The sequence below is a fragment of the Mesorhizobium sp. B2-4-1 genome (assembly GCF_006442185.1).
Taxonomy (GTDB): Bacteria; Pseudomonadota; Alphaproteobacteria; order Rhizobiales; family Rhizobiaceae; genus Mesorhizobium.
On sequence record NZ_VFVN01000007.1, the window covers coordinates 283,054 to 307,913 of the forward strand.

At 59.2% G+C, this 24,860-nt stretch carries 21 protein-coding genes; 12 read left to right on the top strand and 9 right to left on the bottom strand.

The annotated features are described in order from the left end of the window. Positions 1 to 78: 78 nt before the first annotated feature. Positions 79 to 1,419 carry an O-antigen ligase family protein gene (locus FJ949_RS19805; RefSeq protein WP_181165376.1) on the bottom strand — a complete coding sequence of 447 codons (1,341 nt, stop codon included), beginning with the start codon at positions 1,417 to 1,419 and terminating at the stop codon, positions 79 to 81. A gap of 279 nt (positions 1,420 to 1,698) precedes the next feature. On the opposite strand from FJ949_RS19805, the gene FJ949_RS19810 reads away from it, so the two are divergent. Beyond that, positions 1,699 to 3,996: a polysaccharide biosynthesis tyrosine autokinase gene (locus tag FJ949_RS19810; protein WP_181172104.1), complete on the top strand. Its 2,298-nt coding sequence runs from the start codon at positions 1,699 to 1,701 to the stop codon at positions 3,994 to 3,996. A gap of 36 nt (positions 3,997 to 4,032) precedes the next feature. Here FJ949_RS19810 and FJ949_RS19815 read toward each other — a convergent pair whose 3' ends face one another. Both FJ949_RS19815 and FJ949_RS19820 read right to left on the bottom strand, forming a co-directional pair. After that, positions 4,033 to 5,163, bottom strand: coding sequence for a glycosyltransferase family 4 protein (locus tag FJ949_RS19815; RefSeq protein WP_140498441.1), 1,131 nt, complete (start codon positions 5,161 to 5,163; stop codon positions 4,033 to 4,035). Positions 5,164 to 5,229: 66 nt separating this feature from the next. Next, entirely contained in the window at positions 5,230 to 6,450 is a 1,221-nt protein-coding gene (locus FJ949_RS19820; RefSeq protein WP_140498442.1) for a glycosyltransferase, read from the bottom strand. A gap of 143 nt (positions 6,451 to 6,593) precedes the next feature. Between FJ949_RS19820 and FJ949_RS19825 the strand changes: the two genes are divergently transcribed. The 6 genes from FJ949_RS19825 to FJ949_RS19850 are packed head-to-tail and all read left to right on the top strand — an operon-like array spanning position 6,594 to position 12,429. Beyond that, positions 6,594 to 7,955, top strand: a complete 1,362-nt coding sequence (locus FJ949_RS19825) for a polysaccharide biosynthesis/export family protein (protein WP_140498443.1) — start codon at positions 6,594 to 6,596, stop codon at positions 7,953 to 7,955. Continuing rightward, positions 7,952 to 8,614 carry a sugar transferase gene (locus FJ949_RS19830; RefSeq protein ID WP_140498444.1) on the top strand — a complete coding sequence of 221 codons (663 nt, stop codon included), beginning with the start codon at positions 7,952 to 7,954 and terminating at the stop codon, positions 8,612 to 8,614. The genes FJ949_RS19825 and FJ949_RS19830 overlap by 4 nt, the downstream gene beginning before the upstream one ends. Beyond that, a complete protein-coding gene (locus tag FJ949_RS19835) occupies positions 8,611 to 9,288 on the top strand; it encodes a PIG-L deacetylase family protein (RefSeq protein ID WP_140498445.1) in 678 nt (225 codons plus the stop codon). Before FJ949_RS19830 ends, FJ949_RS19835 begins: the two co-directional genes overlap by 4 nt. 22 nt (positions 9,289 to 9,310) lie before the next feature. After that, on the top strand, positions 9,311 to 10,486 hold the full coding sequence (locus tag FJ949_RS19840) for a DegT/DnrJ/EryC1/StrS aminotransferase family protein (protein ID WP_140498446.1): 1,176 nt from the start codon (positions 9,311 to 9,313) through the stop codon (positions 10,484 to 10,486). Further along, entirely contained in the window at positions 10,483 to 11,493 is a 1,011-nt protein-coding gene (locus FJ949_RS19845) for a thiamine pyrophosphate-dependent dehydrogenase E1 component subunit alpha (RefSeq protein WP_140498447.1), read from the top strand. The genes FJ949_RS19840 and FJ949_RS19845 overlap by 4 nt, the downstream gene beginning before the upstream one ends. A 3-nt stretch (positions 11,494 to 11,496) precedes the next feature. Continuing rightward, positions 11,497 to 12,429: a transketolase C-terminal domain-containing protein gene (locus FJ949_RS19850; protein ID WP_140498448.1), complete on the top strand. Its 933-nt coding sequence runs from the start codon at positions 11,497 to 11,499 to the stop codon at positions 12,427 to 12,429. On the opposite strand, the gene FJ949_RS30735 is transcribed toward FJ949_RS19850, so the two are convergent. Further along, positions 12,346 to 12,993: a hypothetical protein gene (locus tag FJ949_RS30735; RefSeq protein WP_246676604.1), complete on the bottom strand. Its 648-nt coding sequence runs from the start codon at positions 12,991 to 12,993 to the stop codon at positions 12,346 to 12,348. The two genes, FJ949_RS19850 and FJ949_RS30735, sit on opposite strands and share 84 nt — an antisense overlap. Here FJ949_RS30735 and FJ949_RS30740 point away from each other — a divergent pair. The 3 genes from FJ949_RS30740 to FJ949_RS19865 all read left to right on the top strand — a co-directional run bounded on the left by FJ949_RS30740 (position 12,940) and on the right by FJ949_RS19865 (position 15,870). Further along, positions 12,940 to 13,530 carry a DapH/DapD/GlmU-related protein gene (locus FJ949_RS30740; protein ID WP_246676606.1) on the top strand — a complete coding sequence of 197 codons (591 nt, stop codon included), beginning with the start codon at positions 12,940 to 12,942 and terminating at the stop codon, positions 13,528 to 13,530. The genes FJ949_RS30735 and FJ949_RS30740 overlap by 54 nt on opposite strands. Positions 13,531 to 13,856: 326 nt before the next feature. Then, entirely contained in the window at positions 13,857 to 15,041 is a 1,185-nt protein-coding gene (locus FJ949_RS19860) for an acyltransferase (RefSeq protein ID WP_140498450.1), read from the top strand. Positions 15,042 to 15,138: 97 nt separating this feature from the next. Then, positions 15,139 to 15,870 (top strand): cysteine hydrolase, encoded by a 732-nt coding sequence (locus FJ949_RS19865; protein ID WP_140498451.1) that lies wholly within the window; start codon positions 15,139 to 15,141, stop codon positions 15,868 to 15,870. Between the two features lie 128 nt (positions 15,871 to 15,998). Here FJ949_RS19865 and FJ949_RS19870 read toward each other — a convergent pair whose 3' ends face one another. The 5 genes from FJ949_RS19870 to FJ949_RS19890 form a co-directional block, all read right to left on the bottom strand. Continuing rightward, entirely contained in the window at positions 15,999 to 16,760 is a 762-nt protein-coding gene (locus tag FJ949_RS19870) for a Crp/Fnr family transcriptional regulator (RefSeq protein WP_140498452.1), read from the bottom strand. Between the two features lie 131 nt (positions 16,761 to 16,891). Further along, on the bottom strand, positions 16,892 to 17,671 hold the full coding sequence (locus tag FJ949_RS19875) for a response regulator transcription factor (RefSeq protein WP_140498453.1): 780 nt from the start codon (positions 17,669 to 17,671) through the stop codon (positions 16,892 to 16,894). A 440-nt stretch (positions 17,672 to 18,111) separates the two neighbouring features. Then, entirely contained in the window at positions 18,112 to 19,761 is a 1,650-nt protein-coding gene (locus tag FJ949_RS19880) for a GMC family oxidoreductase (protein WP_140498454.1), read from the bottom strand. A 144-nt stretch (positions 19,762 to 19,905) separates the two neighbouring features. Continuing rightward, positions 19,906 to 20,385 carry a MucR family transcriptional regulator gene (locus tag FJ949_RS19885; RefSeq protein ID WP_318012505.1) on the bottom strand — a complete coding sequence of 160 codons (480 nt, stop codon included), beginning with the start codon at positions 20,383 to 20,385 and terminating at the stop codon, positions 19,906 to 19,908. Between the two features lie 485 nt (positions 20,386 to 20,870). After that, positions 20,871 to 21,065: a hypothetical protein gene (locus FJ949_RS19890; RefSeq protein WP_140498455.1), complete on the bottom strand. Its 195-nt coding sequence runs from the start codon at positions 21,063 to 21,065 to the stop codon at positions 20,871 to 20,873. A gap of 688 nt (positions 21,066 to 21,753) precedes the next feature. Between FJ949_RS19890 and FJ949_RS19895 the strand changes: the two genes are divergently transcribed. Together FJ949_RS19895 and FJ949_RS19900 are read left to right on the top strand one after the other, a co-directional pair. After that, positions 21,754 to 23,760: a DUF4838 domain-containing protein gene (locus FJ949_RS19895; protein WP_140498456.1), complete on the top strand. Its 2,007-nt coding sequence runs from the start codon at positions 21,754 to 21,756 to the stop codon at positions 23,758 to 23,760. Between the two features lie 757 nt (positions 23,761 to 24,517). Beyond that, positions 24,518 to 24,847: a DUF768 domain-containing protein gene (locus tag FJ949_RS19900; protein WP_140498457.1), complete on the top strand. Its 330-nt coding sequence runs from the start codon at positions 24,518 to 24,520 to the stop codon at positions 24,845 to 24,847. The last annotated feature ends 13 nt before the right edge of the window (positions 24,848 to 24,860 follow it).

Sequence of the window (24,860 nt, forward strand, 5' to 3'; positions counted from 1 at the left end):
GGGGAGACCCTGACCAGATCTTCCGGGTGCGCCGATTTTAGCCTTTGTAGGAGCTGGAAAGCTCGGCTGGTGGGCCCCTTAGATCGGCCTGCGTAGGAAAGGCCGCGAACGACCGTACTTGGAGCGAGTACCGCGAAGAAAGCGCGTGACCGTTCTTGAAGCTGGGCCGTCGCGCAAAATCGCAACACTGGGCGCCATTCCAAGCAGCAGAGGCACGAGAAAGAAACGACTGTAAAGATGCGGTAGCGCATTGGCCAGCGCCGCGAAGAGGAGAACTGTCGTCGCCGTGCAAATGGCGGATACCTTGCCTTCACGACTCCGAGCGGCAAGGATGGCGATGGTGATGCCTGCCACGAGCAGGAGCAGAAAACCGATGAATCCGGGCAGCCCTGCCTCGACCCATATGAGGAGGTAGGTGTTGTGGACCGGGGCGTGCAATTCGCTGACCTGCCGATACTGGTCGGCACCGATACCAAGCAGTGAATTATTGTCCGCTTTGCCAATGGCCTCATGGATGAGCCGCATACGGTCTGCAAACGTGCCAGCCTCATCGAGGTCACCATTCTGCAGCGCATTCAGCACGCGGTGTTGGAAGACCTCGGGCAAGAAGTCGCGGCCCCAGGTAACGGCAATGAAGAATGCGGCGAGCGAGGTCACCGCTAAAGAAATGATGCGGCGCCACGAGCCCGTCGCGACTACGAAGATGGTGACCGCAAAGACAAGGCCGATCAGGCCGGTATTGGATCCTGTCAAAATAATGCCATAGCCAAAAAGCGGCAGTCCGACCCAAAGCCAGCGAGGCCTTATGCAGCCTGACGCCACCAGCCACAACATTAGCGGGACAGAGAGCGCTATCAGCGTTGCGCATTCATTCTCGCGTTCCACCCAACCCTGAAAACGACCATTGCCGCTGACAAAGACGGTGCCGCGTTGCTTGAGGATGTCGATTATCACTATCCCCTGCAGACACATCACGGCGATCGAGCAAAGAAATGATTTCATCAAGAGAACGATTTCGGCCCAGGGCCTCGACACGATCATGAAGGCCAGGAGAAAGTAGGCGTACAGATATTGCGCCGAGATGATGAAGCCTCGCTGCGGATCTCCGTGGATCAGACTGCTTAGCAGCAGCATCCCGCATAGTAGGGCGATGCCGATGTTCCATAGAAACGTCCCCGCGCCCAAGGGAGAGATCGAAAAGGATTTCCCGAGTATGGCTGCGAATACGGCCGCGAGAGCGAAGCCGTCGCTGATGGTAAAATAGAATGCATCAAACCGAAGAATATTGAAGGGCGTGAGAAAGACGGACGCCACGGCGAACCAGAGCCCGAGTCTCCCGGCTACCTCTGGCAACGATGTGACGGCCGGTTTGGGGCCGGGCCTTGTCCAATAATGGCGAGGAGCCCTGGCGTAGTTCATCCTCACTCCTGAATCTGCTTGAGAGTCCTTTTCGCCAGCCCTCATTGGGCCTGCAGTTCAGCCTATCTGCCAAGATAGGGCCCGGGCCGGTTACGCTATCCTTTTGGATGATGTCGCCTTTGCGGCTAAGCCTCTTGAGCGCGATTGCGGCCGCGCAACCATGTTAAAACTGTCGTCGCGGTAAGTCGCGAATTCGATGTTGGGTAGCCTCCAGGTCCGATGTGGCAGGGCCGGCTTGGACCAGTCGAAGACAAACAAAAAGGGGCGGGATCTGTGAGCTTGATAGACGACAACAGCGTGTGGAGCCGTCTGGAACCATTTCTTCAAGAGCCGATCGAGCCGTCGAAGGAACGCACTTTCGGCCCGCGCGAGCTCTACACGCTTTTCCGAAGGCGCCTCCCCTTGATCCTTGCGGTCGTGACTACCGGCACCGCTCTCGCGCTCATCACGGCCGTGGAACTTCCCAAGACGTACACCGCTCGCTCGATGATCGTTGTCGAATCCGACGATCCCAATCCTCTCGACACCGCACAAGCGCAGCCTAATCAACAGCCCGACAAGTCGCGAATGGACACCGAGGCGGATCTGATCACCTCTCGTGTCTTCGCCAGCCTGGTCGTCGACAGACTGGACCTCATCAAGGACCCGGACTTCAACACCTATCTGAAACCAGCCGCGAGCCGAGCTTCCCCTTCGGATTCGGGCCCTGGACTGCTGTCACAGGCCGTCGGCTTGATCGTCTCGATACCGCGAGCGCTATGGAGCCTTGTCGCCGGCGCCGACCCGCAGGATCCCGCGTCGCTGCCATCGAAGGGGGTTCAGCAAGATCGGGCGATTTCATCGTATCTGTCGAGCGTTTCGGTTGACCGGTCCGGAGAGAGCTCGGCGATGACGATCTCCTTTTTCAATGACGACGCGTCGAGGGCGGCCCTGATAGCCAATGCGACGGCCAAACTGTTCGTGGAATGGTCCCGGGACAACAAGCGGCAGGACATCAAGGACGCCGTTAGCTTTCTGAGGCAGCAATCGACGGAGCTTGCGTCACGGATAGCCGCCATAGAAGGCCAGATCGCCAAGTATGCGCGAGAACACGGCGTATCCAGCGATCCACGCGATGATCTGCTGCGCGCCTCGATCCAGCAAAGCAACGAGCAGCTCAGCACCGCTAGAGGTGAATACACGCAAGCGCAGGCGCGCCTCGCCCAGGTCAGGCTGGCGGCCAAGACCGGCGACGCGGGCGCCAACGTCGATCCCCTGCTCTCATCGGACTTCCTGACGTCCCTGCGCAACGACGAAGCGACGGCGATGAGGGATCGCGCGCAACTGGCCAGCAACTACGGGCGCAATCATCCCTTGGTCCAGGAGGCGGATGCAAAAGTAGCGGCCGTCCGCGCGATGATCTCTCAGGAGATGCTGCGTACGATCGCAATCTTGGAAAACGACGTCCGCGTCAACGAAGGCAGGGTCAACCAACTCGCGAAGACTTTGGAGGAGTCCAACGAGCAACTACGGCAAAGGAGCCTGGCGGAAGCGAAGCTTCGGGAACTGAACAACCAATTGTCGACCGAGCAGAAGCTCTACGACCTCGTATCAGGCAGGCTTGGCAGCCTCGATCCGTTTTCCGAGGCGGTCGAGCCCGGCGTGCGGACGGTTTCCGCTGCCGAGATTCCGACGAGCCCTTCCTTTCCCAAACTTCGTTTGATGACGGCAGGCGGTTTCGCCGCGTCGCTGATCCTAGCCCTGATCCTTGTGCTGACGCTTGAAAGCATGGATGTGAGAATACGCGAGTCACAACGGGTATCGAAGCTTATCCGTGCGCCACTGCTGGCGTCGATTCCGCAACTGCCCAAGAAATTCCTGCAACGCGCCACGCCTCCTCTTGAAACCTTGTTGTCGCAACCACGGTCGGCCTTCTCCGATGCCTTCCGGTCGCTGTACATGGCCTGCACCCGGATGAACGGTGGCCGGAGCAAACAGGTGATCCTGGTCAGTTCAGGACTACCACAGGAAGGCAAGACAACGACGGCCATGGGCCTCGCCGTGGCAGCTGGAATGGACGGCGCCCTGACAGCGCTGATTGATCTGGATTTGCGAACCCGCAGCATCCATAGCGCCATGCAGTTTGGGCCCGCCGACAAGACACTCAACGACTACCTACATGGTGGTTGCACCCTGGCAGAGATCGTTCAGACGCTTCCTGAAGTTCCGCGACTGGATGTGCTGGCGCCATCTGCCGACGACCAGACCTTGCCTGAATTCCTCAATTCCAGCCAATTCGCGAAATTGCTGGAGGCGTTCCGGCTCGAATACGACGTGGTGATCATCGACGCGCCGCCTGTGCTCGTCGTCGAAGACGCAATCAGGATTGCCGCCTCGGTGGATACCGTCGTGGTCGTGGCCGCGTGGGACAACACCACGCAAGAGGCTCTCTCCCAGGTTGTCGAGCGCCTGCGGTTCGCCGGCGGTCCATCGATCGGCTGGGTGTTCAACCGCGTCGACCCCTTCCGACAGGCCCGTGGTGCCCTGCGGAAAGCCTATTTGAAACGGCAGCAGATTCGTCGTTATTTTCCTGCTTGACCGCCATCGGCCGCGCGGCCGATCAGGCGCGGCCGACTATATCCCCATCGCCTCGAGCAGGGTTTGGTTCACCTTGTGAACATCGAACCGGTCTTCCGCGAGCTTTCTTGAGTTGGCGCCCATCTTTGCGGCGAGTTCCTCATCCTCGAGAAAAGCCCGCTGCGCCGAGGCGAGAGCTTCCACGTCTCGCGGCTCGACCCGGAAACCGTTCTCGCCCTCGATCACCGTTTCTTGACAGCCAGGGGCGTTGGTCGTGATTATCGGCCGACCGGTCGACAAGGCTTCCAGCGCGCTGCGGGGAATGCCCTCCCTGTAATAGGACGGCAACACGAACACGGTGGACGCGGTCAAATAGGGACCGACGTCGTGTGTTTCGCCGAGATATTCAACGGCGCCTTCCTTGGTCCACTGGTCCATTTCGGCTTTCGAGATGGAGAGGGGACTGGGATCGAAGGGCCCGAGAATCTGAAAGCGTGCAGCGCGGTACTTGGTCTTCAGGATACGCGCGGCGGCAGCAAACTCGGCAATTCCCTTTTCGCGAAGCAAGCGAGCGATCAGAAGGAAGACGGGAGGCCCTGAAGGTGGGGGGCTTGCGGCAAACAGTGTCAGGTCCACTCCTGAACCCGGGATCATGATCACCGGCGTCGTCGCAGAAACCATCCCATGGCGCCGGATGTCGGAAGCGTCGGCGTCATTGTAAGCGAAAACTGCTTCGCAGCCGACCAGAGCCGAGCGGTAGAGACCAATACTCAACCGGCGCAAAATGGTTGCGCGCAGTCCCGTCATGCTGCCGCTGAATATGAAGCCGAAGCCTGTAAAGAGCGCAAACCGGCGCGGTACACGGGCAAGGCGGGCAGCCAATCCACCATAGATGATCGGCTTCATCGTATACGCCAGGACGATTTCGGGCGCCAAGCCGCGGATGAGCTTGTAAAGCGCCTTGAGCGTTCGCAAATCGGCCAGCGGACTGGTACCCGTCCTGGCCATCGGAATCTGTCGGAAGGTCACGCCAATTGCCTTGAGACCGGCGATCGCCCGCTCATCTTCATCGGGGGCGAGCGCAATGACATCATGCCCCGCAGCGACCATGGCCTTCAACAATTCGAGACGAAAGTTGACAAGCGAACGCGTCAGGCTCGCAATGACGACGATGCGCTTGCGGCGCATCGCATAGTCCACAGGGGCGCGAGGAGAATCTCGACCATTCATGTGCACAGCAACCACCAGCCGCTCCTATCGGATATGGCGACGACGCCCTAGAGCTGCTTCGTAGAGTTCCAGGTGCCTGCCGACGTAAAGGGAAAGCGAGAAGTTCTCCATGACGCGACGACGCGCTTGTTGACCCAAGGCGCGGCGCTCGGCCGGTTCAAGGCTGACAAGCCTGATCAATCCGGCGGCCAGAGCTTCACTATCTCCCGGTGGAACGACCACGCCGCTGTCGCCGACCAGCCAGCCGGAGTCGCCGACCGCGGTAACCACCGCCGGCACGCCGCTGGCCATCGCCTCGCCTACGGCAAGGGAAAATGCCTCGCCCCAAGCCGAGCAAAGCGCGTAGACGTCGAAGCCCGGCATGAGGTCGGCGATGTCAGCGCGGATGCCCGGCGTGGTAATGCGGTCGTCTATGCCGAGCTCACGGGCGGTGCGCCGCACCGGGCCGTCGGCATGTCCCTCCCCGATAAATATGCCCTGAACGTCGTATCCCTGTTCCAGGAGCCGGCTGATGGCGCGGACCAGGCTAACCTGGTCCTTCATGGGATGGAAGCGTGCCACATGGCCGATCATCAGCCGTCCGGGCGGCAAGCCGAACAGGCGGCGCAGCTTCGCACCGGCGTCGGCCGAGGGGGAAAATTGATCGCAATCCGTCCCGTTCGGGATAACCACCCTCCGGCGCGGATCAAAGCCCAGGCGCTCGTGATCATCGGCGGCGACGCGCGAGCAATATGAGATCGCGCTGGTGCGCCTCGACAGGCGGGCCGAGAGCCGTATCAATTGGCGCGTCAATGGTTTCTCGTCGGCGAGATCTCGAACCGTGTGATGGATGCTCCAGATGACCGGCGAGAAATTGAGCCCTAGCATCGAGCCGAGCGTTGCCGCGACGTTGCCGTGATACATCCATCCGTGAAGAAGATCGGGGGCCGCCCGTCTTATCGACCGCGTCAGCCGAACGACATCGCGTGGTCGCGGCCGTTCCGTCATGTCGAGCGAAACGAGCCCCGATCTTGTATATTCTACGTTTGCAGCCACCGGACCGGGTGAAAGCAGGGACAGAACTGAAGTCGAGAAGCGATTTTGGTCGACCTGGCCAAGAAAACGGGCAAGCATGACCTGAGCGCCGCCGACGTCGAGACTGGTAATGGTGTGAAGAACACTTGTGTGCACGCAAGCTTCCCAGCTGTCTGCAACGCTCCGCCCTGAGGAAGCATTCAATCGTCCGACAGTATCCAGCCGCACCATACGTTGGTTGCAGTCGACATCCAGTTAGCCAAATTAGGTGGGAACCAGACCGAAGGTTGTCACCGCTCCACCAAAGGTATGACTCATTGTCCTCGCGCAGGTGTCGCTAGGGTCTTTGCAGGAAAATTCTATGGTGGGCTTCCATGGCATCTTATTGCAATGCGGCGCGGAGCAGGCGATCGACAGGCGCGTGGACCAGTACATTCCTTGCGAAAGCACTGGGATCCGCCAGTATTGCGATCCTTGCGGTTGCAGCGATTCTGATTTCCCAGCTTGATGCCTGGGCCGCGGCGGACGATGACTACAAGGTTTCGGTCGGCGATGTGGTGTCGTTTGACTTCATCGACGACGCGCTTCCCGCCGAACAACTCACGGTCGCCAGCGATGGCGCGATCAACATTCCGCTGATCGGCAGCTTTGAAGTCGGCGGCCTGACGGTGCCCGACGCCTTGAGTCGTATCCGTAAGGCATTCATCGAGCGTGAACTCTTCAATGACCCGCATATAGCTCTTGCGGTGGTGAGCTTCCGCCCGATCTTCGTCCTTGGGGATGTAAAGGCGCCGGGCTCGTTTCCTTACCAGCCGGCACTGAATGTGGAGCAGGCGGTGGCGCTTGCGGGCGGGCAGTCGACCGGGGGAGCCACGGCGGAGGATCGCGTCGTAACACGCGCCCGGTTGCGCGGAGCTCTTGATGAAAGCGTGGTGGAGATCGCCAAGGAGGCGGTCGCCGCTGCGCGCATCAAGGCCCAATTGGCAAACAGCGACAAGATCTCGGAACTGGATCTGCCTGCCAAGATCAAGGGCCTCATGAACGCCAACCTGCTCGCGACGCTGCTTCCTACCGAGCAGCGCATCCTTGAAGCAGATCAACATGCGCTGACGACACGTCGCAAGCAGCTCTCGGCGGGGATCGAAGAAGTAAATGTTGCCCTCGCCAATGTTCAACAGCTTTCGGACATACAAAAGACAGTGATCGCTTCGGCACAGGCGGATCTCGATCGCATCAGGGGCCTCAACAAGAAAGGTCTCGTCACAATCACAGACCTCTCGAACGCCGAGCGCGAAGCGACCACGCAGCAATCCCATCTGCTTGAAATCTACAATCAGGCATCAACGGTGCGCCGCGAATTGAGCCAGTTGCAGCGCGACCTAGATGACGCCACCCAGACCTGGACACACACGGCGTTGACGGATCTCCAGGCCCACAACTCTGAAATCGAGCGCCTGATCGCGGTTCGAGAATCGACCGAGGAACAGATCCTGCTGTTGAGCTCGCTGGCCGCGGAGCAGACACGTAGCAACAACTCCATCACGTTCACCTACCAGATTCGCCGCAAGGTAAATGGCCAGACCGCCACAAAGGTGGCGACCCTCGACGATCCGGTTGCGGCCGGAGATACGATTCTTGTGTCAATAAATCGCCTGGACAGCGCCCAGGACACGACAAGCCGTTCAGCCACTACCTTGGCGACGACCTCTTCCGTCCAGGTCGGACCGTCGCAATGATCGGCCTCAGCACCCCAACAGCACGTTCCGGCGGCTGGACTGCGCGCGTTCCGCTTGGCCGGGCCATACCAAGCCGTATCGCCGCGGTGATCCTTTTGGTTCTCAGCCTGCCGCTATGGCTCGTGGCTGCTGCCATTGTCTGGGCCAGTGTCGGCCGTCCATTGTTTTTCCGCCAGTCTCGCAGCGGGCTGGAAGGTCGCCCGTTCGTGATCTGCAAGTTTCGTACGATGCATGAAGGGCGAGACGGGAATGGCATGCTGCTCCCCGACGCCTTGCGTGAGACGCCGGCCACGCGATTGATGCGCTCCGTCCGCATCGATGAGCTGCCGCAGCTTCTCTCGATCGCCAGGGGGGACATGGCCTTCATGGGGCCCCGTCCGTTGCTCCCGGCCACCATCGCCGAATTCGGCGAGCTGGGGCGTATTCGCGGCACGGTCCGCCCCGGCCTGTCCGGATGGGCACAGGTGAACGGCAATACCCGCCTCACCAACAGCGAAAAGCTAGCGCTCGACCTCTGGTATGTGCGCAACCGCAGCCTGTGGCTCGATCTGCACATACTGGTTCTGACTGTCCAAGTGGCACTGTTGGGCGAACGTGTCGACCGCCGCCATGTCGACCATGCTTTGAAGGCTATGCCCGCCGGGACGGTCCGGCCATGAACCCAGCACTCGGTCGACTTCTGGTGATCGCACCGCATCCTGATGATGAGGTCCTGGGGTGTGGCGGCACGATAGCCCGGATGGCTGCGCAAGGCGCAGAAGTTCATGTCGCAGTGGTTACGCGAGGCAGCCCGCCCGCCTTCACAGAGGAGATGACGGAACGGGTTCGCAGCGAGGCCAAGGCGGCGCATGCCTGTTTGGGCGTGCAACAGACGCATTGGCTTGATCTGCCGGCAGCGCAGATCGCCGAGACGCCGCACGCGACGCTCAACAGGGCGCTGCTGACCCTGTTGCGGGATGTCGTGCCGGATACGTTGCTCATCCCTTTCGTCGGTGATGTGCACATGGACCACCAGTTGATCTTCCTGTCATCGCTGGTAGCGGCTCGCCCGACCCAATCTCAATATCCGCGGACGATCATGGCTTACGAGACCGTCTCCGAAACGAACTGGAATGCCCCCTATGTGACGCCGAGCTTCGTGCCGAACGTCTTCATAGACATCGCATCGACGCTGGACCGCAAACTCGAAGCTGCGTCGATGTTCGCCTCACAGATCAGAGATTTCCCGCATGAGCGTTCGATCGAAACCTTGCGGGCGCTTGCGATCGTCAGGGGCACCGCCGCCCATCTGAGGGCGGCCGAGGCCTTTGTCCTTCTGCGAAACGTCATTTGAATTCTAGCTGGAGTATTCTGCGATGAAACGCTGGCCAATCTACGACGAAGAACAAATAACCGATGTGGTAGAGGTTTTGCGATCCGGCCAGGTGAACGCCTGGACCGGCGACCATGTGAAGACCTTCGAACGCGCCTATGCGCGCAGCCTCGGCCGACGTCACGCGGTGGCGCTGGCCAACGGCTCGCTCGCGCTGGATCTTGCGATGAAGATTCTCCACATCGGCGCCGGCGACGAGGTGATCGTCACGCCCCGCAGTTTCGTCGCCTCCGCCGCCTGCGTCATGTTTGCCGGCGCCACGCCCGTTTTCGCGGATGTCGACCCGAGTTCGGGCAACCTTTCCGCCGAGACGATTGCGCCGAAGATAACGGCTCGAACAAAGGCAGTGATCGTCGTGCATATTGCCGGCTGGCCGTGCGACATGGCGCCGATCATGGAACTCGCAAAGCGCAGCGGCATAAAAGTCATCGAAGATTGCGCCCAGGCGCATGGAGCCGAATACAACGGACGACCGATTGGCTCCTTCGGCGACATAGCGGCGTTCTCGTTCTGCCAGGACAAGATCATCACGACGGGCGGCGAAGGTGGGCTTGTCGCAATGGACGACAAGAAATTGTGGCTCGCTGCCTGGAGCCTCAAGGACCACGGCAAGAACTACGATCTGGTCTTTGCCCCCCATAGGGCGACAGGGTTTCGCTGGCTGCATGACAGCATCGGCACCAACTGGCGCATGACATCAATCCAGGCAGTGCTTGGCTTGCGGCAGCTCGAGCGCTTACCCGACTGGACTCGCCAACGCGAGCGAAATGCCAGCATCTGGATGATGACGCTTGCTGAATTGCCGATGCTGCACGCGCCCCAGCTCGGTTCGGAGCATAAGCATGCCTGGTACCGATGCTATTTCTATATCAAGCCCGAGATGCTGTCCCCCGGATGGTCGCGCGACGAGTTGATTGCGGCTATCAATGCGGCCGGCGTCCCATGCTTCTCGGGAAGCTGCTCTGAGATCTATCTTGAACATGCCTTCGCGGACGCCGGGGTAGCGCCGCCCGAACGTCTGCCGATCGCACGGCAGCTCGGTGAAACGAGTATGGCTTTTCTGGTCGACCCGTCCTGGACGACCGAGGAGACCATGGCTGCCGCGTCGACGGCGCGGTCAATCCTTGTTACGGCTTCGCGCCAGCTCGAGGCAGCATGACAAAGGAACGCGCGATCAGGAAGGATGAAACCGTTCTAGCGTCTTCTCTGGCAGAGCTGCAGATAGTGACGTCGTCAGCAGCGCGGAACCTCACCCTTGCCCCTACAGAGCGTGGTTTGCTCGGATTCGAACTGCCAGCCGCGGTTCGATTTTATCAGCAGATGATGCTCATCCGGCTCGTGGAGGAGCGCTTGCTCGATCTTTTTTCCCAAGGTCTCCTGTTCGGCACGACGCACACGTCCATTGGACAGGAAGCCAATGCGGTTGGCGTGATAAACGCTCTTGACCGGGACCGCGACATTGTCTGGAGCAACCACCGCTGCCACGGTCATTTCATTGCCTATTCGGGCGAAGTCGAGGGCCTGATAGCCGAGATCATGGGGCGTGTAACCGGCATTTGCGGCGGACGCGGCGGCAGCCAGCACCTGTGCTTCCGCAACTTCCACTCCAATGGCATCCAAGGAGGCATCGCACCCGTCGCAGTTGGTAGTGCGCTGGCGCGAAAGGACGAGGGCGCCGTCGCAGTGGTGTTCCTCGGCGACGGCACGATGGGCGAGGGAGCCGTATACGAGAGCCTGAACCTTGCGTCTGTTTTCGCCGCCCCGGTGGTCTTTGTGATCGAGGACAACGAGATCGCGCAGACGACGCCCAAGCATCTGACCGTCTCCGGTTCGATCGTCGCCAGGGCCGAGCCGTTCGGCGTCCGCACATTCGCCTATGACGGCAACGATCCGATCGCGATATATGAGCTCGCCCAAGAAGCCGTAGGCTATGTACGCGCCGAATCCCGCCCTTGCTGGCTCTACTTGCGAACCGAGCGGATCGGCCCCCACAGCAAGGGAGATGATACGAGGCCGGCGGAGCGTCTTGAGCAAGCTCGAGCCAGAGATCCCATACCCCCGATGCGCCGGCGCGTTGCCAACGCCGATGAGATCGACGCCTACTGCCTGAATGTCGTGGACCGCGCGGTCGAATCCGCCGCCGCGGCCGCCTTGGCGCGGGGTTGATCCATGCGTGTCGTCGAATCTATCAATCGCGCGCTACACGATCTCATGGGAGCCGATCTCCGTCTGGTGATTTTGGGTGAGGATGTTCTTGACCCCTACGGTGGCGCCTTCAAAGTCACCAAGGGTCTTTCGTCAGCCTATAAGGACCGTGTCTGGACCACGCCGATCAGCGAAGGCGGCATTGTTGGCATGGCGGCAGGCATGGCCATCAAAGGCCGGCCTGTGATCGTCGAACTCATGTTCGGAGACTTCATAGCCCTTGCTGCCGACCAGATCATCAATCACGTCGCCAAGTTCCGCTGGATGTACAACGATCAGGTTGAGGTCCCCGTCATCATCCGCGCTCCCATGGGCGGACGGCGCGGCTATGGGCCGACGCACTCGCAAAGTCTGGAAAAGCATTTTTGCGGCGTGCCCGGGCTGACGGTGCTTGCCACTCACGAGTATGCCGATCCTGGCACGCTTCTGCATCGGGCCTTCGCGTCGCGATCCCCTCACCTGATCATCGAAAACAAGGTGATGTATTCCAGGCCCGTGCTCGGACCCGACGCGCTTCCACGCCCGGCGGATGCAGATGTCGTGATCCTGACATATGGGGGTTGCGTCGAGCACGCTGTCGCGGCCGCAAAGAAACTCGCGCAAGAGGAGGAAATCGCGACCACCGTGGTGGCCGTCGAACAGCTGTCGCCCTTCCCTGGCGATGAGGTCCGAAGCCAGGTCGGCAACTGCACGCGTGTGGTCGCGGTGGAGGAAGGCTCTCCCGGCTGGGGCTTCGCGTCGGAGTGTGCGCGCGCGCTGATCGGCCGGGTCAGGCACTTCAGCGCATTGACCGGGCCCGATCACCCCATTCCCTCAAGCCGCGACTGGGAGGACGATCTGCTGCCGGGTGTGAACGCCATCCAGGCGGCCTGCATCGAGCTGTTCCAGAAAGGCTAAGCGTACATGACCGTGCTTGTCGAAGCCCCGCGGGTTAACGCCAACGAGGACAATCTCCAGCTCATCGAGATTCGGGTCGCACAAGGTGAAAGGGTCGAACAAGGCACCATTCTTTTCGTGCTTGAGACCACCAAGGCCGCAGTCGAGGTAGATGCTCCGGAGGCAGGAACTGTCGGCCTGCTGGACATCAAGGTCGGTGACTTCGTTCCTGTCGGCGCAACGCTTTGCAAAATCATCGACGAAAATTCGAATGTCGTTGTCGGGGAGACCAGCGCGGCCGATGTCGGGGCCAGCGAAGTCGCGATAACGGCTAAAGCCCGCAAGGCCGCATCCGAGCTCGGGGTCAACCTTGCGGACGTCATTCCGTCCAATGGCCGCATTGGCGAAGCCGAGGTGCGCGCTGCTGCCGGTCGCCGATCCGCCGCCAAGAGAGCCGAACCGGGCGAGCCGAGTTCCGTCGCTTTCTCCAGGCGGGCCGTCATCATCGGCGGCGGCGGCCACGCCGCCTGTTTGATCGATGCTCTCGATGGTGCCGGATACGATATCCTGGGCTGCACCGATCAAGCGTTGCCCGCCGGCCACCACGTCTGCGGCGGTATTTCGGTGATCGGCACGGAAGACTGCCTGGAGCGTTTGCTTGCGGAGGGCACGCGCTATGCTTTCATCGGCATCGGAGGCGCCCAGTCAAGCCAGGTGAGGCGGGCAATGTATGAACGCGCCACCGCAATGGGCTTCGTTCTGCCGCCTGTGATCCATCCTTCCGCGATCGTCTCCAAGGCGACCAGGATTGGACATGGCTGCCATATTTTGGCCGGCGCGAGCATCGGTCCGCGCTGTACGATCGGTAACAACGTCATCGTCAATCAGGGGACTATAGTCTGCCACGACAGCGTCGTTCAGGACAATGCGCACCTGACACCAGGCGCTATCATAGCCGGCGGAGTGGGCATCGGAGCCTTGACCGTCGTGGGAATGGGCGCAACGGTGCTCCTGGGCGTCCAGATCGGCGCCGACTGCCTGATCCACAACGGCGCGCACATCAGCGCCAATGTCGCAGACAACACCATCGTCGACGCGCAGGGCCGCCGCCATCTCCGCTAATGCATGTCGCCCAAGGCGATCTCCGGCTCGAGAAAGCGACATGGCGGGGCGGTTCGACGGGGCGGCTCTCGTGGCTGCGGCCGAGGGTTCGCCAATTCCGATCGGTGTCAGTCAAGCCGTACTTCGGTTGCGGTCCAGCGATCGCCCGCAATCAGCATCGGGCCTGGGTTAAATCAGTCCCGCAATGCGGCTGTTAGTCATCCGGTGGAGTTTTTCTGCGGCAGCCCACTACTTTTGGGCGGGGGTGTCCTTCGAATTCCCGAGCATTGCGAGACCTGGGATGGTGTACGGTGAAATGGTCTGCGGGATCCAACTTGAAGGCTCAGATGACCGTTGCACATCTCCATCCTCAGAACTCATCGGGTCCGCAGCATTTTCCCGTCGAAGCGTCAGCGAAGCCGGCTGGCGACAATTCGTTCAATGTAGCCGCGCATGGGTTGCGCGGCATTGCTTCTCTTATGGTCTTCTTCGCTCACCTCCTGGGCGGCACGGCGGAGCACGTCTACGCCTCCAATTCGGCCTATGTCGACCGCATTACGCCCTTCTGGAATTTCGGCACCTTCGGAGTCTGCCTTTTCTTCGTAATCAGTGGCTTCGTCATCCTGCCCAGTGCGATACGCTATAGTCCCGCTCAGTTTGCTGCCCGACGGTTCCTGCGCCTCTACCCTCTGTTTTTCGCGCTAAGCCTGCTTTTCATCTTGCTGAACGCAACCACCAACTTTTATCCCGAAACCAACAATCTCACAGCGGTTCTGGCAGGACTGACATTCCTGAACCTTGCAACCCATACCGAGCAATTGACGCCGAACGCGTGGAGCCTGACCTTCGAGGTCTGGTTCTATGTGTTTACGGCAGCGTTCGTTTTCCTGACGGTTCGTCGCCCAACCAGACTCGGCACAATTGCGCTCGGTCTTCTCGCGGCGCTCTTTATCGCCCGGTACCCGATCGCCTTGTATTTTCTTGCCGGCGGGCTGATCCGCCTTGCCTACGATCGATTTGAATGGGTAAACCGGGGCCGCCATCGGCTTGCCGAGAGCGGGGCGCTGGCAGCTTGCGTCTTTCTCGCCAGCCGCGGCCATTACGACTATCACTGGTCCGATTTCCAAAATGCCGAGCTTCCCTTGCTCATGGTCGCGACGGGGCTCTACTTCTGCCTTGCAGTGTCGCGGAACAGCTTGACGGCACTACTCCTTGGCAATCGGCTGCTTCGATACTTCGGAACGGTGAGCTACAGCCTGTATCTGGTGCATCCCTACACGTATCTTCTGACACGCTCGCTGTTTTCCCGCGCCCATCTTTTTTCCGGCAATGTTGTCCTATCGATGAGCGCCTTCATTTTGGCGGCGGCGGCGATCACCTGGGTGCTGACGCATTTCGCGAACCGAACGCTTGAGCTGTGGCCCTATGAGTTTGTCTATCATCAGAAGATCTATCGCTCGGCCTCGCAGCCAAGCGCGATGCGGCTTTGGCTGGCGTCAAATGCCAAACGTGCGGCATGGCTAAGGGGGTAGGATCGCCGTTGCGCGGCGGCCTGCGGCTTTTGAGGCGGATAGATAGCAGACTGGTCGTAACCACTGTTGTTAGGCTGCAAGCAGGGATGAGGACGAAATGCATCCATTTGTCATCGACGCCAAGCCTCAACCTATTTCAATTGATCCCGCTGACGCTGCCGTACTCGTCGTGGACATGCAGAATGACTTCGGCTCCAACGGTGGAATGTTCGACAGAGCCGGAATCGATATCTCCGGGATTCAACGGGCTGTAGGCCCTACTGCCAGCGTAATAGCTGCCGCTCGCGAATTGAGCATGCCCATCGTCTACCTGAAGATGGGATATCATCGCGACCTCTCGGACCTTGGAACGTCGGACGCCCCCAACCGTATTCGACATCTCCAGATCTTCGGGGTGGGCGCGAACATGACAGCCCCGGATGGCAGCGAGAGCCGGATTCTGATCCGCGACACCTGGGGAACAGAGGTCGTCAACGGCCTCAAGCCACAGGCAGGGGATGTCGTCCTCTATAAAACGCGATTCAGCGGTTTCTACGAAACCGAACTCGATTCTGTTCTGAAATCCGCAGGCGTCAAACACCTCATCGTGACAGGATGCACGACCAGCGTGTGTGTGGAATCGACAATTCGGGATGCCTTCTTCAGGGACTATCGCTGCATACTGCTGACGGATTGCACCAGCGAGCCCATCGCTTGGGACGCCCCAAGGAGCAATCATGATGCCTCGATCACGCTCGTTCAGATACTCTTTGGATGGACATCGACGTCCGACCAATTCCTGAAGTCGGTCGCAGAGCGAGTTCACGGTCGTCTTGAACTAGCCGAATGAGCAGGCGAAGCTGCCTATCAGTCGCCTTGGAGCACCGCGGCTGCCGCTCAGGGCCAGCGTAGATCAAGCCCAAACACAACCGACGTCCCGACCACTCTCGAAAGGTGCCCCGACGCATCGCCTACGATTTAGTCGTCCGACTTTGCCACAAGATCGGCGATACGGGATACATCAGGCACGTAAAGCTCTTTGGCGTGGCGCAGCACGAGTCCGATGTTTTGCAGGTAGCTCAACTCGCGTGCCACCGCCTCGCGGTGGGTGCCAATGCGGTGGGCCAGATCCGTATGGGTCGGGATAGGAGAAATCCTCGCCGAACCGTCGGCTCCGATGTCTTCAGCGCATAAGCGCAGCAACTCCTTATGCACCCGGGACCGAACGTTGAGCGTCGAAAGCTCAACGATGTGCTCGACAAGCACCTGCTGACGTTCCACCAACAATTGTACAACCGCATGCAGGGCTTCAGGATCCTGCTTGACTATGTCCAGAAAGGCACGACTGCCGATCGAAGCGATAGTGCATGGTCCCGCCGCTTCGACCGAATATGGCATCTGGATGTCGCCGCTCAAGGCAATTCCGTTAACAAGCGAGCCACGATGCGCAGGGGGGAGCGACACAATCTTGCCATTGCGGGTATAAACGAGCGCTCGAAGCTCGCCCTCGAGCAGAAAAAAAAGCCGGTCGACACTTTCGCCGGCCGGGACCAGGACGTCCCCTTCATTGAGATGCAACCAACGACAGCGGCGGTCTATCTCGATCAGCGTGGACGACTTAACATTGCTGAAATGCTCGATATTTTTCAAATCCGGCCCGTGCATATGGTTGGCATCAGCTACGGAGGTGATCTCCCCGTCAGTCTGCGGGCCTGGATATCGAACGGGCGGTTGTTTCATCCTGGGTAGCGCCCCCTTGCAAAGGTTCGCAGCCGCTTCCGTTGCGGCTGCTCCCCAAACTCAAGCAAATCACATCTACTAAAACGGTCCGTCAAGAACCATTACTCGTTGAGTGAGGCGGCACCCATATTTCAATTCCGTATGGCAATCCCTTCATACGGCGTTGTGTTGAGTATGTAGGCGACTTCGGTACGGTTTCTCGCACGAAGTTTTTTCATGACATTCCGAATGTGTACCTTGACCGTACTTTCACACATGTTGAGCTCGTACGCGATGACCTTGTTCGCCTTTCCTCGACGCAATGCCTCGATGACAGACATCTGACGCGAGGTAAAAGTGTTGTCTCCGTGCGGCTGCTGCTTGGTCGCGGACTGACCGTCGGTGACGGCGCGTCCTGAATGAAAGAGAACACTGGGCGGGACGAAAGTTCCGCCCGCCGCGACAAGCTGGATGGCCTTGGCGGCCACCTGCAACCTGACGCTGGTAGGAATATAGCCACGCGCGCCGTTTTCGACCACTTTGAGAATGTCCTCAAAGTTCTCGATATCCGATAGGATGACCACCCCTACCTCGGGCCTGGTCGCTTTCAGATGGCCTATCTGGGAAAGATGATAGTCCGCCTGGGAGTTCGACCACATCACACACATCAGGACCGTCGAAACTCTCTGCGTTTCTTCGGGATCCGCCATGTCGAACGCTTCGACCGACGCGTAATGCTGGATATGAAATGATGGCTCGATGATTTCGAGGCTTCTGCTGAAGCAGTCACACATCAAAGGCCGGCCATCGATGATTGCAATCTCGATTCCCTCTCCTGAGGACGGTGAGAGACGATTGACGTCGAGAATAGATGGATATTGATCAAGATCAGTTTTGTCCGTCCGATCATTCGCAGGCAAAAAACTTGTCATGACTCACCCCCGCGCAAATCTCGCCCCAACGGAGATTTCGCTTTTAAACCCATACCTTAACACTTTAGTAATAGCTTGTGGACCGGAGGTGGTGGTGTGACAAAACGCACAGCGCGGCCAAAATTTCGGTTTCCTCAAGCAATCAAAGTGAAAAAGTCGTGATTGCAGTATTATAGTTGGCTTCGAAGTCCATGCGCTTACCAATAGGGGGTAGCTACGGAAGTAGCGGTCATCCAGAATCGTTACGACAAAGAGCTGAACAGGGGTGGCTATGTGAGCCGTTGGTCAGACCTTCGCTCAAAACGCGCACACTTTCTCGGCAAAGCGTAAAATTACATTCAGGAGCCGGCATATTCCATATGGCGGACCTGCGGCATGAGACGTCGCAGCCTGCTCCCTTTCCTCGTCGATTGACCGCTTTGGCGAAGGTGGAGGCGAGCTTATTCGAGGCTTTGCCGCAAGTGCTGGCCCAGTCTGATAGCGAGCGCGACAATGGTGAGGGTGGGCATGTCGTTGCCTCCGGTCGGGAAGACCGAGCTGCCGGCGACGAACAGATTTGCGAGGCCGTGCACCTGGCACGAACTATCGACCACGCCGGTTCGCGGGTCGTCGCTCATCCTCGTCGTGCCCATGTGGTGTCGAACCCAGTGATATGGAATGTCTCGCTCCCCCGCCGGGTTTTTGTCCTGGCCTGGATGAATGGCGCTTCTATGCCCCAGCCGCTTCATCTCTTCAGTGATGATCGCCTGGACACGCTCAAGCGTCCGTCGGACGAGAGGCCCCACGTTCCATTGCAGCTTCACACGGGGCAGACTGAACTCGTCGAGCCTTGTATCGAGCGTGACGCGGCTTGCCGGATCCGGTTCTTGTTCCAGTATCGTGTCAAAATGAAAATGCCTTGCACGCCGACGTGAGTGCCAGATCCGTTCGAAACCTGCCGATATTGCTCCCGCCGGATGCATCAGGATAGTTCGGCCGCATTTGATAAGGTCGCGATGCAGCCGGCCTCTCCGCAGCCAGAAGGCAAGATACTGCAAAGCTTCGGAACCATCCATATGATTGACGCAAGGCCCAGGCTTGATCCATGTGCGGGAATCGAGGAGGCGCTCGCTTGCACGTATTTCGGGCCGCAGCGCCAGTCCGAATGCATCATTGGTGCCGCGGTTTTCAGGCGACAATCCGGTCGTGCGGGTCCAAGGCACGTGGAGGTCTATCATGTTGTCGGGCTGGCTGACTTGCAAGCTTCCCCATTTTACCCGGGGATGCTCCATGAAATAGCGGCCAACCAGGTCATACTGGTTTCCTATGCCATTCGGCGCCTGTCGGTTTGAAACAAGGAGCAGGCGCGCGTTTTCGATACCGCCGCAGGCCAGCACGAAAAATCGCGCAGCAATCTGGAACCGTTTGTTCGGCGTTCTCGCTACCTCGATGGAGCGAACCCGCCTTCCGCAGTCGTCGGTGTCGAGCCGCAGCGCCGTGGCATGCAGCACGACCTGGACGTTTTTTGCGTCCTGAAGCTTCTTGCGAAGCGTTGCTCCGAGATCCGGAGTGGGACTGAGAAAGCAGCGTTCCGAAAAGAGCGGCCCGTTTTCAGGCATGACCGCGGAAGTCGGCCAATCGGTCAGCAGGTCGTCGATTCCGAGCAGGCGGGCTGCGGTCTCATAATGGGGTAGTAATGATTTATGGGCGACGGGCCAACCACTCAGGGGTATCCAGGGCCGGTGCTCGAAATCGCCATGGTCCAACATCTTGCACCATCCGCCCCAACCAGCCTTGCCTGTGCTCCCGCCGAACTGACGAAGGCGGCAAAGATCAAGAGCTTCGTAAGGTTGACCCACGGACAGCCCGCGCGACAGCCGTTGGCGCCAGTGCTCGTACGTCATGCCACCGCTTTCGATGACGCATATGCGATGCCGCGTGCCTTCTAGTTGTGATGCTATCGCCAGGCCGGCGGCACCCGCTCCCACGATGCACACATCCGCCTCCAGGCGCATGCCTTGCGGAAACGCGTTGCAATCTTCAATCATGGCGTCGATCGGGCATGGTGTCGATCGGGACCAGCAATTGCACGCCTGTGAGAGCGTGGCCATTTGCGCCTTGCCCCCAGCCCCATTTGACTGTTGGTCCCGCTGGCATCGGGCGGGCACGTCAAATTTGTGATCCGAAGAAAACAAATGTCACGATACGAGCAACGGCGCGAGGACTGCCGGAGCCTCGCCCTGTGCTCCATTCGGTTAGCCTCTGGAAGTTCGGCCACTGGCATTCCGTTGTCCAAGCCTGATCCTCTTGGCTGCCTCCGAGCGCAACGCAGTTAAATTTGGCGCCACAATCGGATAATCCGGCGGCAAGCCCCATTTCTGGCGATATTGCGCTGGCGTCATGCCGATGGATGTCAGATACCGCTTCAAGGATTTCATGCGGCGCCCGTCCTCCAGGTTGACGATGAAGTCAGGGGTCACCGACTTGCGGATCGGCACGGCTGGAACAGGTTTCGGTTCGGGCTGGTGATCGCCCACGGCAAGCTTTTGCAAGGCACGGCCGACATTCTGGATCAGGTCAACCAGATCGGAAGGCGACGTCCGGTTTTTCCTGACATAGGCCGAAACAATATCAGCGGTTAGCTCAATGTGGTCGGCGGGGTCAGAGTCCATGAGTCCGCTCATTGCCTGAAGAAGGCTATCTTCCGTGGCCGAGGCGCGGAGCACGTTCTGCATCGCTCATTGAAGGATTGCCCACCGTCACAGGAGAATGCTCCTGATGCCCCGCTCCTTGCATGGCCCAATGCCATCCCCAGGTGCCGTTTGTGTCAATTGTCCCTTGGCGGCAGCCGATCCATCCAAAAGTGGTACCGCTTGGCAATCCCGATCCCGTGATGGCAGCGGCGAAACCGGCAACACCGGCGGCACAGCTAAGCCGGCAAGACCGCACTGATCCGATGCCGGCGCGCACATGTCGCGTACCGGTATCGACCGTCAAATCGATATCCAGCGCCGCCTCGCTGCGACGGCTCGACTTGTTCGCGACGGCTCGACTTGTTCAAGGCTGTCGTGTCTGGAGCTTCATGGCGCGCTTAAAGTCACGATTGTCCACGCGGACAGCGCAAGACATCTCCAAGCCCGTAAGCCTTGAACAATGCTTGCGCCTTGCACTGCGCATGTGCGCTTGGACCTGAGCGGCGCGGCTTGACGAACCGCTCTTTCTACCACTCCGAGCCGGTATAGCCCGCAGCTTCCTTCCACAATGCGAGTGCGATGCTTGGCGAGCGGCCTTTCACTTCAATGTCTTTGCCGCGGTACTTTCCAGCCGCAATCCACACTGTCTTTGAACGCTGATAGATGTTGATGTCGAGGGCGCTGGCTAGAGCTTCCCAGTCCCTGCGTCTCGAAAAATCCATCCGACCCCCATCTCTCCATAATGTGGAGCAGTAACGAACATGGCGGATGAGAGTTCCCAGATCGTGAGGACTTCACCATTGGTTTGCGCAAATGGGTCGCACAGCGGTGAAAACTGCCTCCGCTGGCTACGCTAGCGGAGTATTGAATTGGGCGATATCCCCAGGCTGGAGCTATTTGGCCGCCTTTGCCGTCCTCTCCGCACCCACCAGACTTGCCAGCGGTTTTTCACCAGATCCGCAGGTGCCATCCGATCGGGCCGGCCTCGGACGACCCGGTCTTTGTCCGGAATCGGCAAAACGACGAGATGAAGAAGCCACTGAAGCACTCAGTGAGACTGTCAAAAGAATGTGTTCGATCATGATAAGCCTCCAAAAGAGGGCATTGCTTGTCCCGTGGAGATGGATAGTTTTTTCGAGAAAAATCGCGGATATCTCGATTAATTCTTTGAACCCTTTAAATGAGATAGGAGTCTGTGTGCACGTACCTACTATACAAAGAGAACCCTTACACACTGATCTTCGCCTTGGCCCCGAACTGCAGACTGGCGAGCAATGGATCGGCATGCGGGCAAGGGAAACGTGACGGCTGAAGCATGCAAAGCTTACTTGATACAAATTGTTGTGAACGCCCGTCCTCGTAAAAAGGGTCTACATTCTTGGATGCGCGCGCATAAGTGAGGTCTTTGGCATGGGGCCGTTATCGCGAAGGACGTTTGCACAGGGAACGGTTCTGGGCCTGTTACACTGGCTTGGCTTTACCAACCCTGGCAATGCGGCCACTCAATCTTCAGCTGGCGTAACGCTTATCGCCGGCGGCAGACCTGCGGCAACGCTCGTTATTTCGGATCAGCCGAGTGGCTCTGTTCACTACGCCGCCACGGAACTCGGCTGGCACATAGAAAAAGCGACCGGCATCCAACCTACCATCACAACTGAAAACCATGTCTCGCCGGCTGGCTTGCGTAACGCCGCCCATATTTTTCTGGGCGACACCCGGTTCGCCCGGGCAGCCGGAATCACATTCGGCGCATTGGCGCGTGAAACCTGTATCATCCGAACCGTCGGCAACCATCTGTGCATCGCCGGCCTCGATCATCCCGGCAGTGCACTCGACCAAAACACGTCCGCGGGCACCCTCTTCGGCGTGTACGAGCTCCTTGATCGCTATTTCGGTGTCCGATGGCTATGGCCAGGTGAACTGGGAACGTTTGTCCCAAAGGCACAGTCCTTGGTGATCCCCGCGCTTGATTACGTCGTTACGCCCCGGTTCATGCAGCGTCGCGTGCGCGCTGGGGCTGGCTTCACGAGCGAAGAACATCCCGAAATGGGTTTCACCGCAGCAGCGGCGAAAGAATATATGAAAGCCCAGGCCACGTTCCTGCGTCGCCACCGAATGGGCCGCAGAGTACCCACGAACTACGGTCACGCTTTCGTCGACTGGTGGCAGCGGTATGGCACCGAGCATCCCGAATGGTTTCAATTGGTCAGAGGCAAACGGGGCCCGGTGAGGCTGGGCGCTCGCTTCTCGATGTGCATTTCCAATCCGGGCTTGCGAGAAGAGATCGTCTCGCAATGGCGTGAGCATCGGAGCGCCTCTGCGGGACAGCCAACTTTCGTCAATGCGGTCGAGAACGACATCCCGGGGCAGTGCGAGTGCGAAATATGCAAAGCGCTGGATGGCCCAGAGCCGCCTGACTATCGAAAGTTCATTCCGTCGAAGTCGAAGATCGCCAGCAAGCCTTTCGTATCGGACCGCTATGCGCGTTCATGGCAAGCCATTCAGCGGATAGCCGCGAAAGACGACCCTAACGCGGTCGTGGTGGGATACGCCTATATGAATTACTTCGCGGCACCGACATCGGGAATCAAGTTGAACCCGAATATCCTGATCGGGTTTTGCCCATCGGCCTGGTACTATCCACGCAGCGGCGAAGAGCAGGACTGGATAAAAGACCAGTGGCGCGGATGGGCGGCAACGACTGCCCAGGTGTTCATGCGCACCAACTATTTCCTGGATGGCTACTGCATGCCGCACATATTCGCCGGCCAGTTCGCCGACGAGTTTCAGAACGCGGCGCGAAACGGGATGGTCGGAACCGATTTTGACTCGCTGACAGGCCATTGGGCGACGCAAGGTCCAAATCTCTATTTGTTGATGCGCCTGCAGACACATCCTGAGACTGCCGTGGAGTCATTGTTGTCGGAATATTATTCAGCCTTCGGACCTGCGGCCGACGACGTCAAAAGCTATTTTGATTATTGGCAGGCGTATACTTCGAACGCTCGCGCCCAGCTGCGGGAGGGGTTCGAGGCTCTTGGAGCATCTCGTTGGCGAAGCTGGGCGAAGGCGGCGCACGCTGTCTATCCAGAGGAGAGTTTCGCGCCGGCGGAAGCCTTGCTTGACAGGGCGGCAGCCTCCGCAATCCAAGATCCGGAAGCCTCGATGCGGGTGAAGTTTCTTGAGCTGGGATTGCAGCATGCGAAGCTGTGCTCGCGAGCGGCCAGCAAGCTCACGCTCGGCGATCCGCAATCCGCCTATGAGCGCGGAAAGCCGGAACTGGAAGCGTTGCTGCAATTTCGGCGATCATATGAGCATATGTGGATATCCAACATGAATCACTGCGCGTGGGTGGAGAGCCAGAGTTGGATCCTGCCGGGCTTTGCGATTCAATCTCCGGACCTTGATCCGGAATGATCCATCTATTTTGAAAGAAGATTTGCGGGAAGCTAGCTGGCCAAGCCGCGCGATATCGCGCCCTGGCCAGCTAGGGAGAGGTGGTCGGCGTTGTGCCAGGCACTGCCGACTGTGCTCGATGCAGTTGCGGGAGCGCTTCTGTCCATGAACGGGGGGACTGCGTCAAGACAGGCGACAGACACGACAATCACCTCGCAATTTTTCCTCAATCGCCGGAGAGGACACGTCGTGCTGCGCGGAAGTCGGTGCCTGGCTCTGGTTTCCCGATGTGAGGCCGAGACTTGCCGGACTGCATTTTTCCTGTCGGCTTTGAGCTGTGTTACGTTGCCCTTGAACCGGTGGATCGGACCGAGGGGACTAGGGTCCGAAACCCGATTTTCATCCTGTTTGGCTGACACCTCCCATTGTTTTGGGAGCTGTGAACCACCTGGGCATTTCGCGATTCGAAGGCGAACCTTCAACCGCGCCCTAGAGTATTGTTAGGCCCAGGTACTTCCCACCTCCCTTTATAGAACACGGGAAGTCTGTAACCTATGACTGCAAATTGTAAGCTGACAGTTTGGGGCTACTCCGTTCGGATACCGTGTGTTGCCGACGGCAAGGGCCGCGGCACCGATGGCAGCGGCAATGGCCATGCTCAACCGGCGCGTTCATCGGATCCCCGGTACCCAAGGTCAACGTCACAAGAGTCCGCAAAGTGTAGCCAGGAACATGGAACAACCGCTCTCAGCAGCAGTTGTCCGGTTCAGGAGGCAATATGAGCGCGACGATCGAGTTCTTTCGAACCTGGCTGCAGGAGAATGTCGGAAACCTGGCGACCGACACGCAAGTCAGCGTCGCGGTGTTGGCCCAGCAATTCGAGCAGGATGCGGACGCCGCAGGATACGGGCGCGAGGTTCGCGAAGAAGATATCGGCAACATAGAGGACGCCATCCAGCAGGCCCTCGACAAGGCGAACGCAGCCAACGGCCGGCAACCAGTTCCGGAGGAAGATGGCTCGCTTACGCCGATTATCGAAGGTCTTGAGGCTGCGGAGCCTGAACACTCAGCGTCTGCCGCCGGTGACGGCCGTAAGGAAGGAAGCTGACGAGCGCGTACAG

Excerpts from the sequence above, each read along its gene's own strand:
- FJ949_RS19875 (WP_140498453.1), bottom strand. The coding sequence starts at position 17,671 with ATGACAAGTTTTTTGCCTGCGAATGATCGGACGGACAAAACTGATCTT.
- FJ949_RS19805 (WP_181165376.1), bottom strand. The coding sequence starts at position 1,419 with ATGAACTACGCCAGGGCTCCTCGCCATTATTGGACAAGGCCCGGCCCC.
- FJ949_RS19860 (WP_140498450.1), top strand. The coding sequence starts at position 13,857 with ATGACCGTTGCACATCTCCATCCTCAGAACTCATCGGGTCCGCAGCAT.
- FJ949_RS19815 (WP_140498441.1), bottom strand. The coding sequence starts at position 5,163 with ATGCGCCGCAAGCGCATCGTCGTCATTGCGAGCCTGACGCGTTCGCTT.
- FJ949_RS19840 (WP_140498446.1), top strand. The coding sequence starts at position 9,311 with ATGAAACGCTGGCCAATCTACGACGAAGAACAAATAACCGATGTGGTA.
- FJ949_RS19900 (WP_140498457.1), top strand. The coding sequence starts at position 24,518 with ATGAGCGCGACGATCGAGTTCTTTCGAACCTGGCTGCAGGAGAATGTC.
- FJ949_RS19895 (WP_140498456.1), top strand. The coding sequence starts at position 21,754 with ATGGGGCCGTTATCGCGAAGGACGTTTGCACAGGGAACGGTTCTGGGC.
- FJ949_RS19845 (WP_140498447.1), top strand. The coding sequence starts at position 10,483 with ATGACAAAGGAACGCGCGATCAGGAAGGATGAAACCGTTCTAGCGTCT.
- FJ949_RS19820 (WP_140498442.1), bottom strand. The coding sequence starts at position 6,450 with ATGGTGCGGCTGGATACTGTCGGACGATTGAATGCTTCCTCAGGGCGG.
- FJ949_RS19830 (WP_140498444.1), top strand. The coding sequence starts at position 7,952 with ATGATCGGCCTCAGCACCCCAACAGCACGTTCCGGCGGCTGGACTGCG.
- FJ949_RS19835 (WP_140498445.1), top strand. The coding sequence starts at position 8,611 with ATGAACCCAGCACTCGGTCGACTTCTGGTGATCGCACCGCATCCTGAT.
- FJ949_RS19865 (WP_140498451.1), top strand. The coding sequence starts at position 15,139 with ATGCATCCATTTGTCATCGACGCCAAGCCTCAACCTATTTCAATTGAT.
- FJ949_RS19870 (WP_140498452.1), bottom strand. The coding sequence starts at position 16,760 with ATGAAACAACCGCCCGTTCGATATCCAGGCCCGCAGACTGACGGGGAG.
- FJ949_RS19885 (WP_318012505.1), bottom strand. The coding sequence starts at position 20,385 with ATGCAGAACGTGCTCCGCGCCTCGGCCACGGAAGATAGCCTTCTTCAG.
- FJ949_RS19880 (WP_140498454.1), bottom strand. The coding sequence starts at position 19,761 with ATGGCCACGCTCTCACAGGCGTGCAATTGCTGGTCCCGATCGACACCA.
- FJ949_RS19825 (WP_140498443.1), top strand. The coding sequence starts at position 6,594 with ATGGCATCTTATTGCAATGCGGCGCGGAGCAGGCGATCGACAGGCGCG.
- FJ949_RS19890 (WP_140498455.1), bottom strand. The coding sequence starts at position 21,065 with ATGGATTTTTCGAGACGCAGGGACTGGGAAGCTCTAGCCAGCGCCCTC.
- FJ949_RS19850 (WP_140498448.1), top strand. The coding sequence starts at position 11,497 with ATGCGTGTCGTCGAATCTATCAATCGCGCGCTACACGATCTCATGGGA.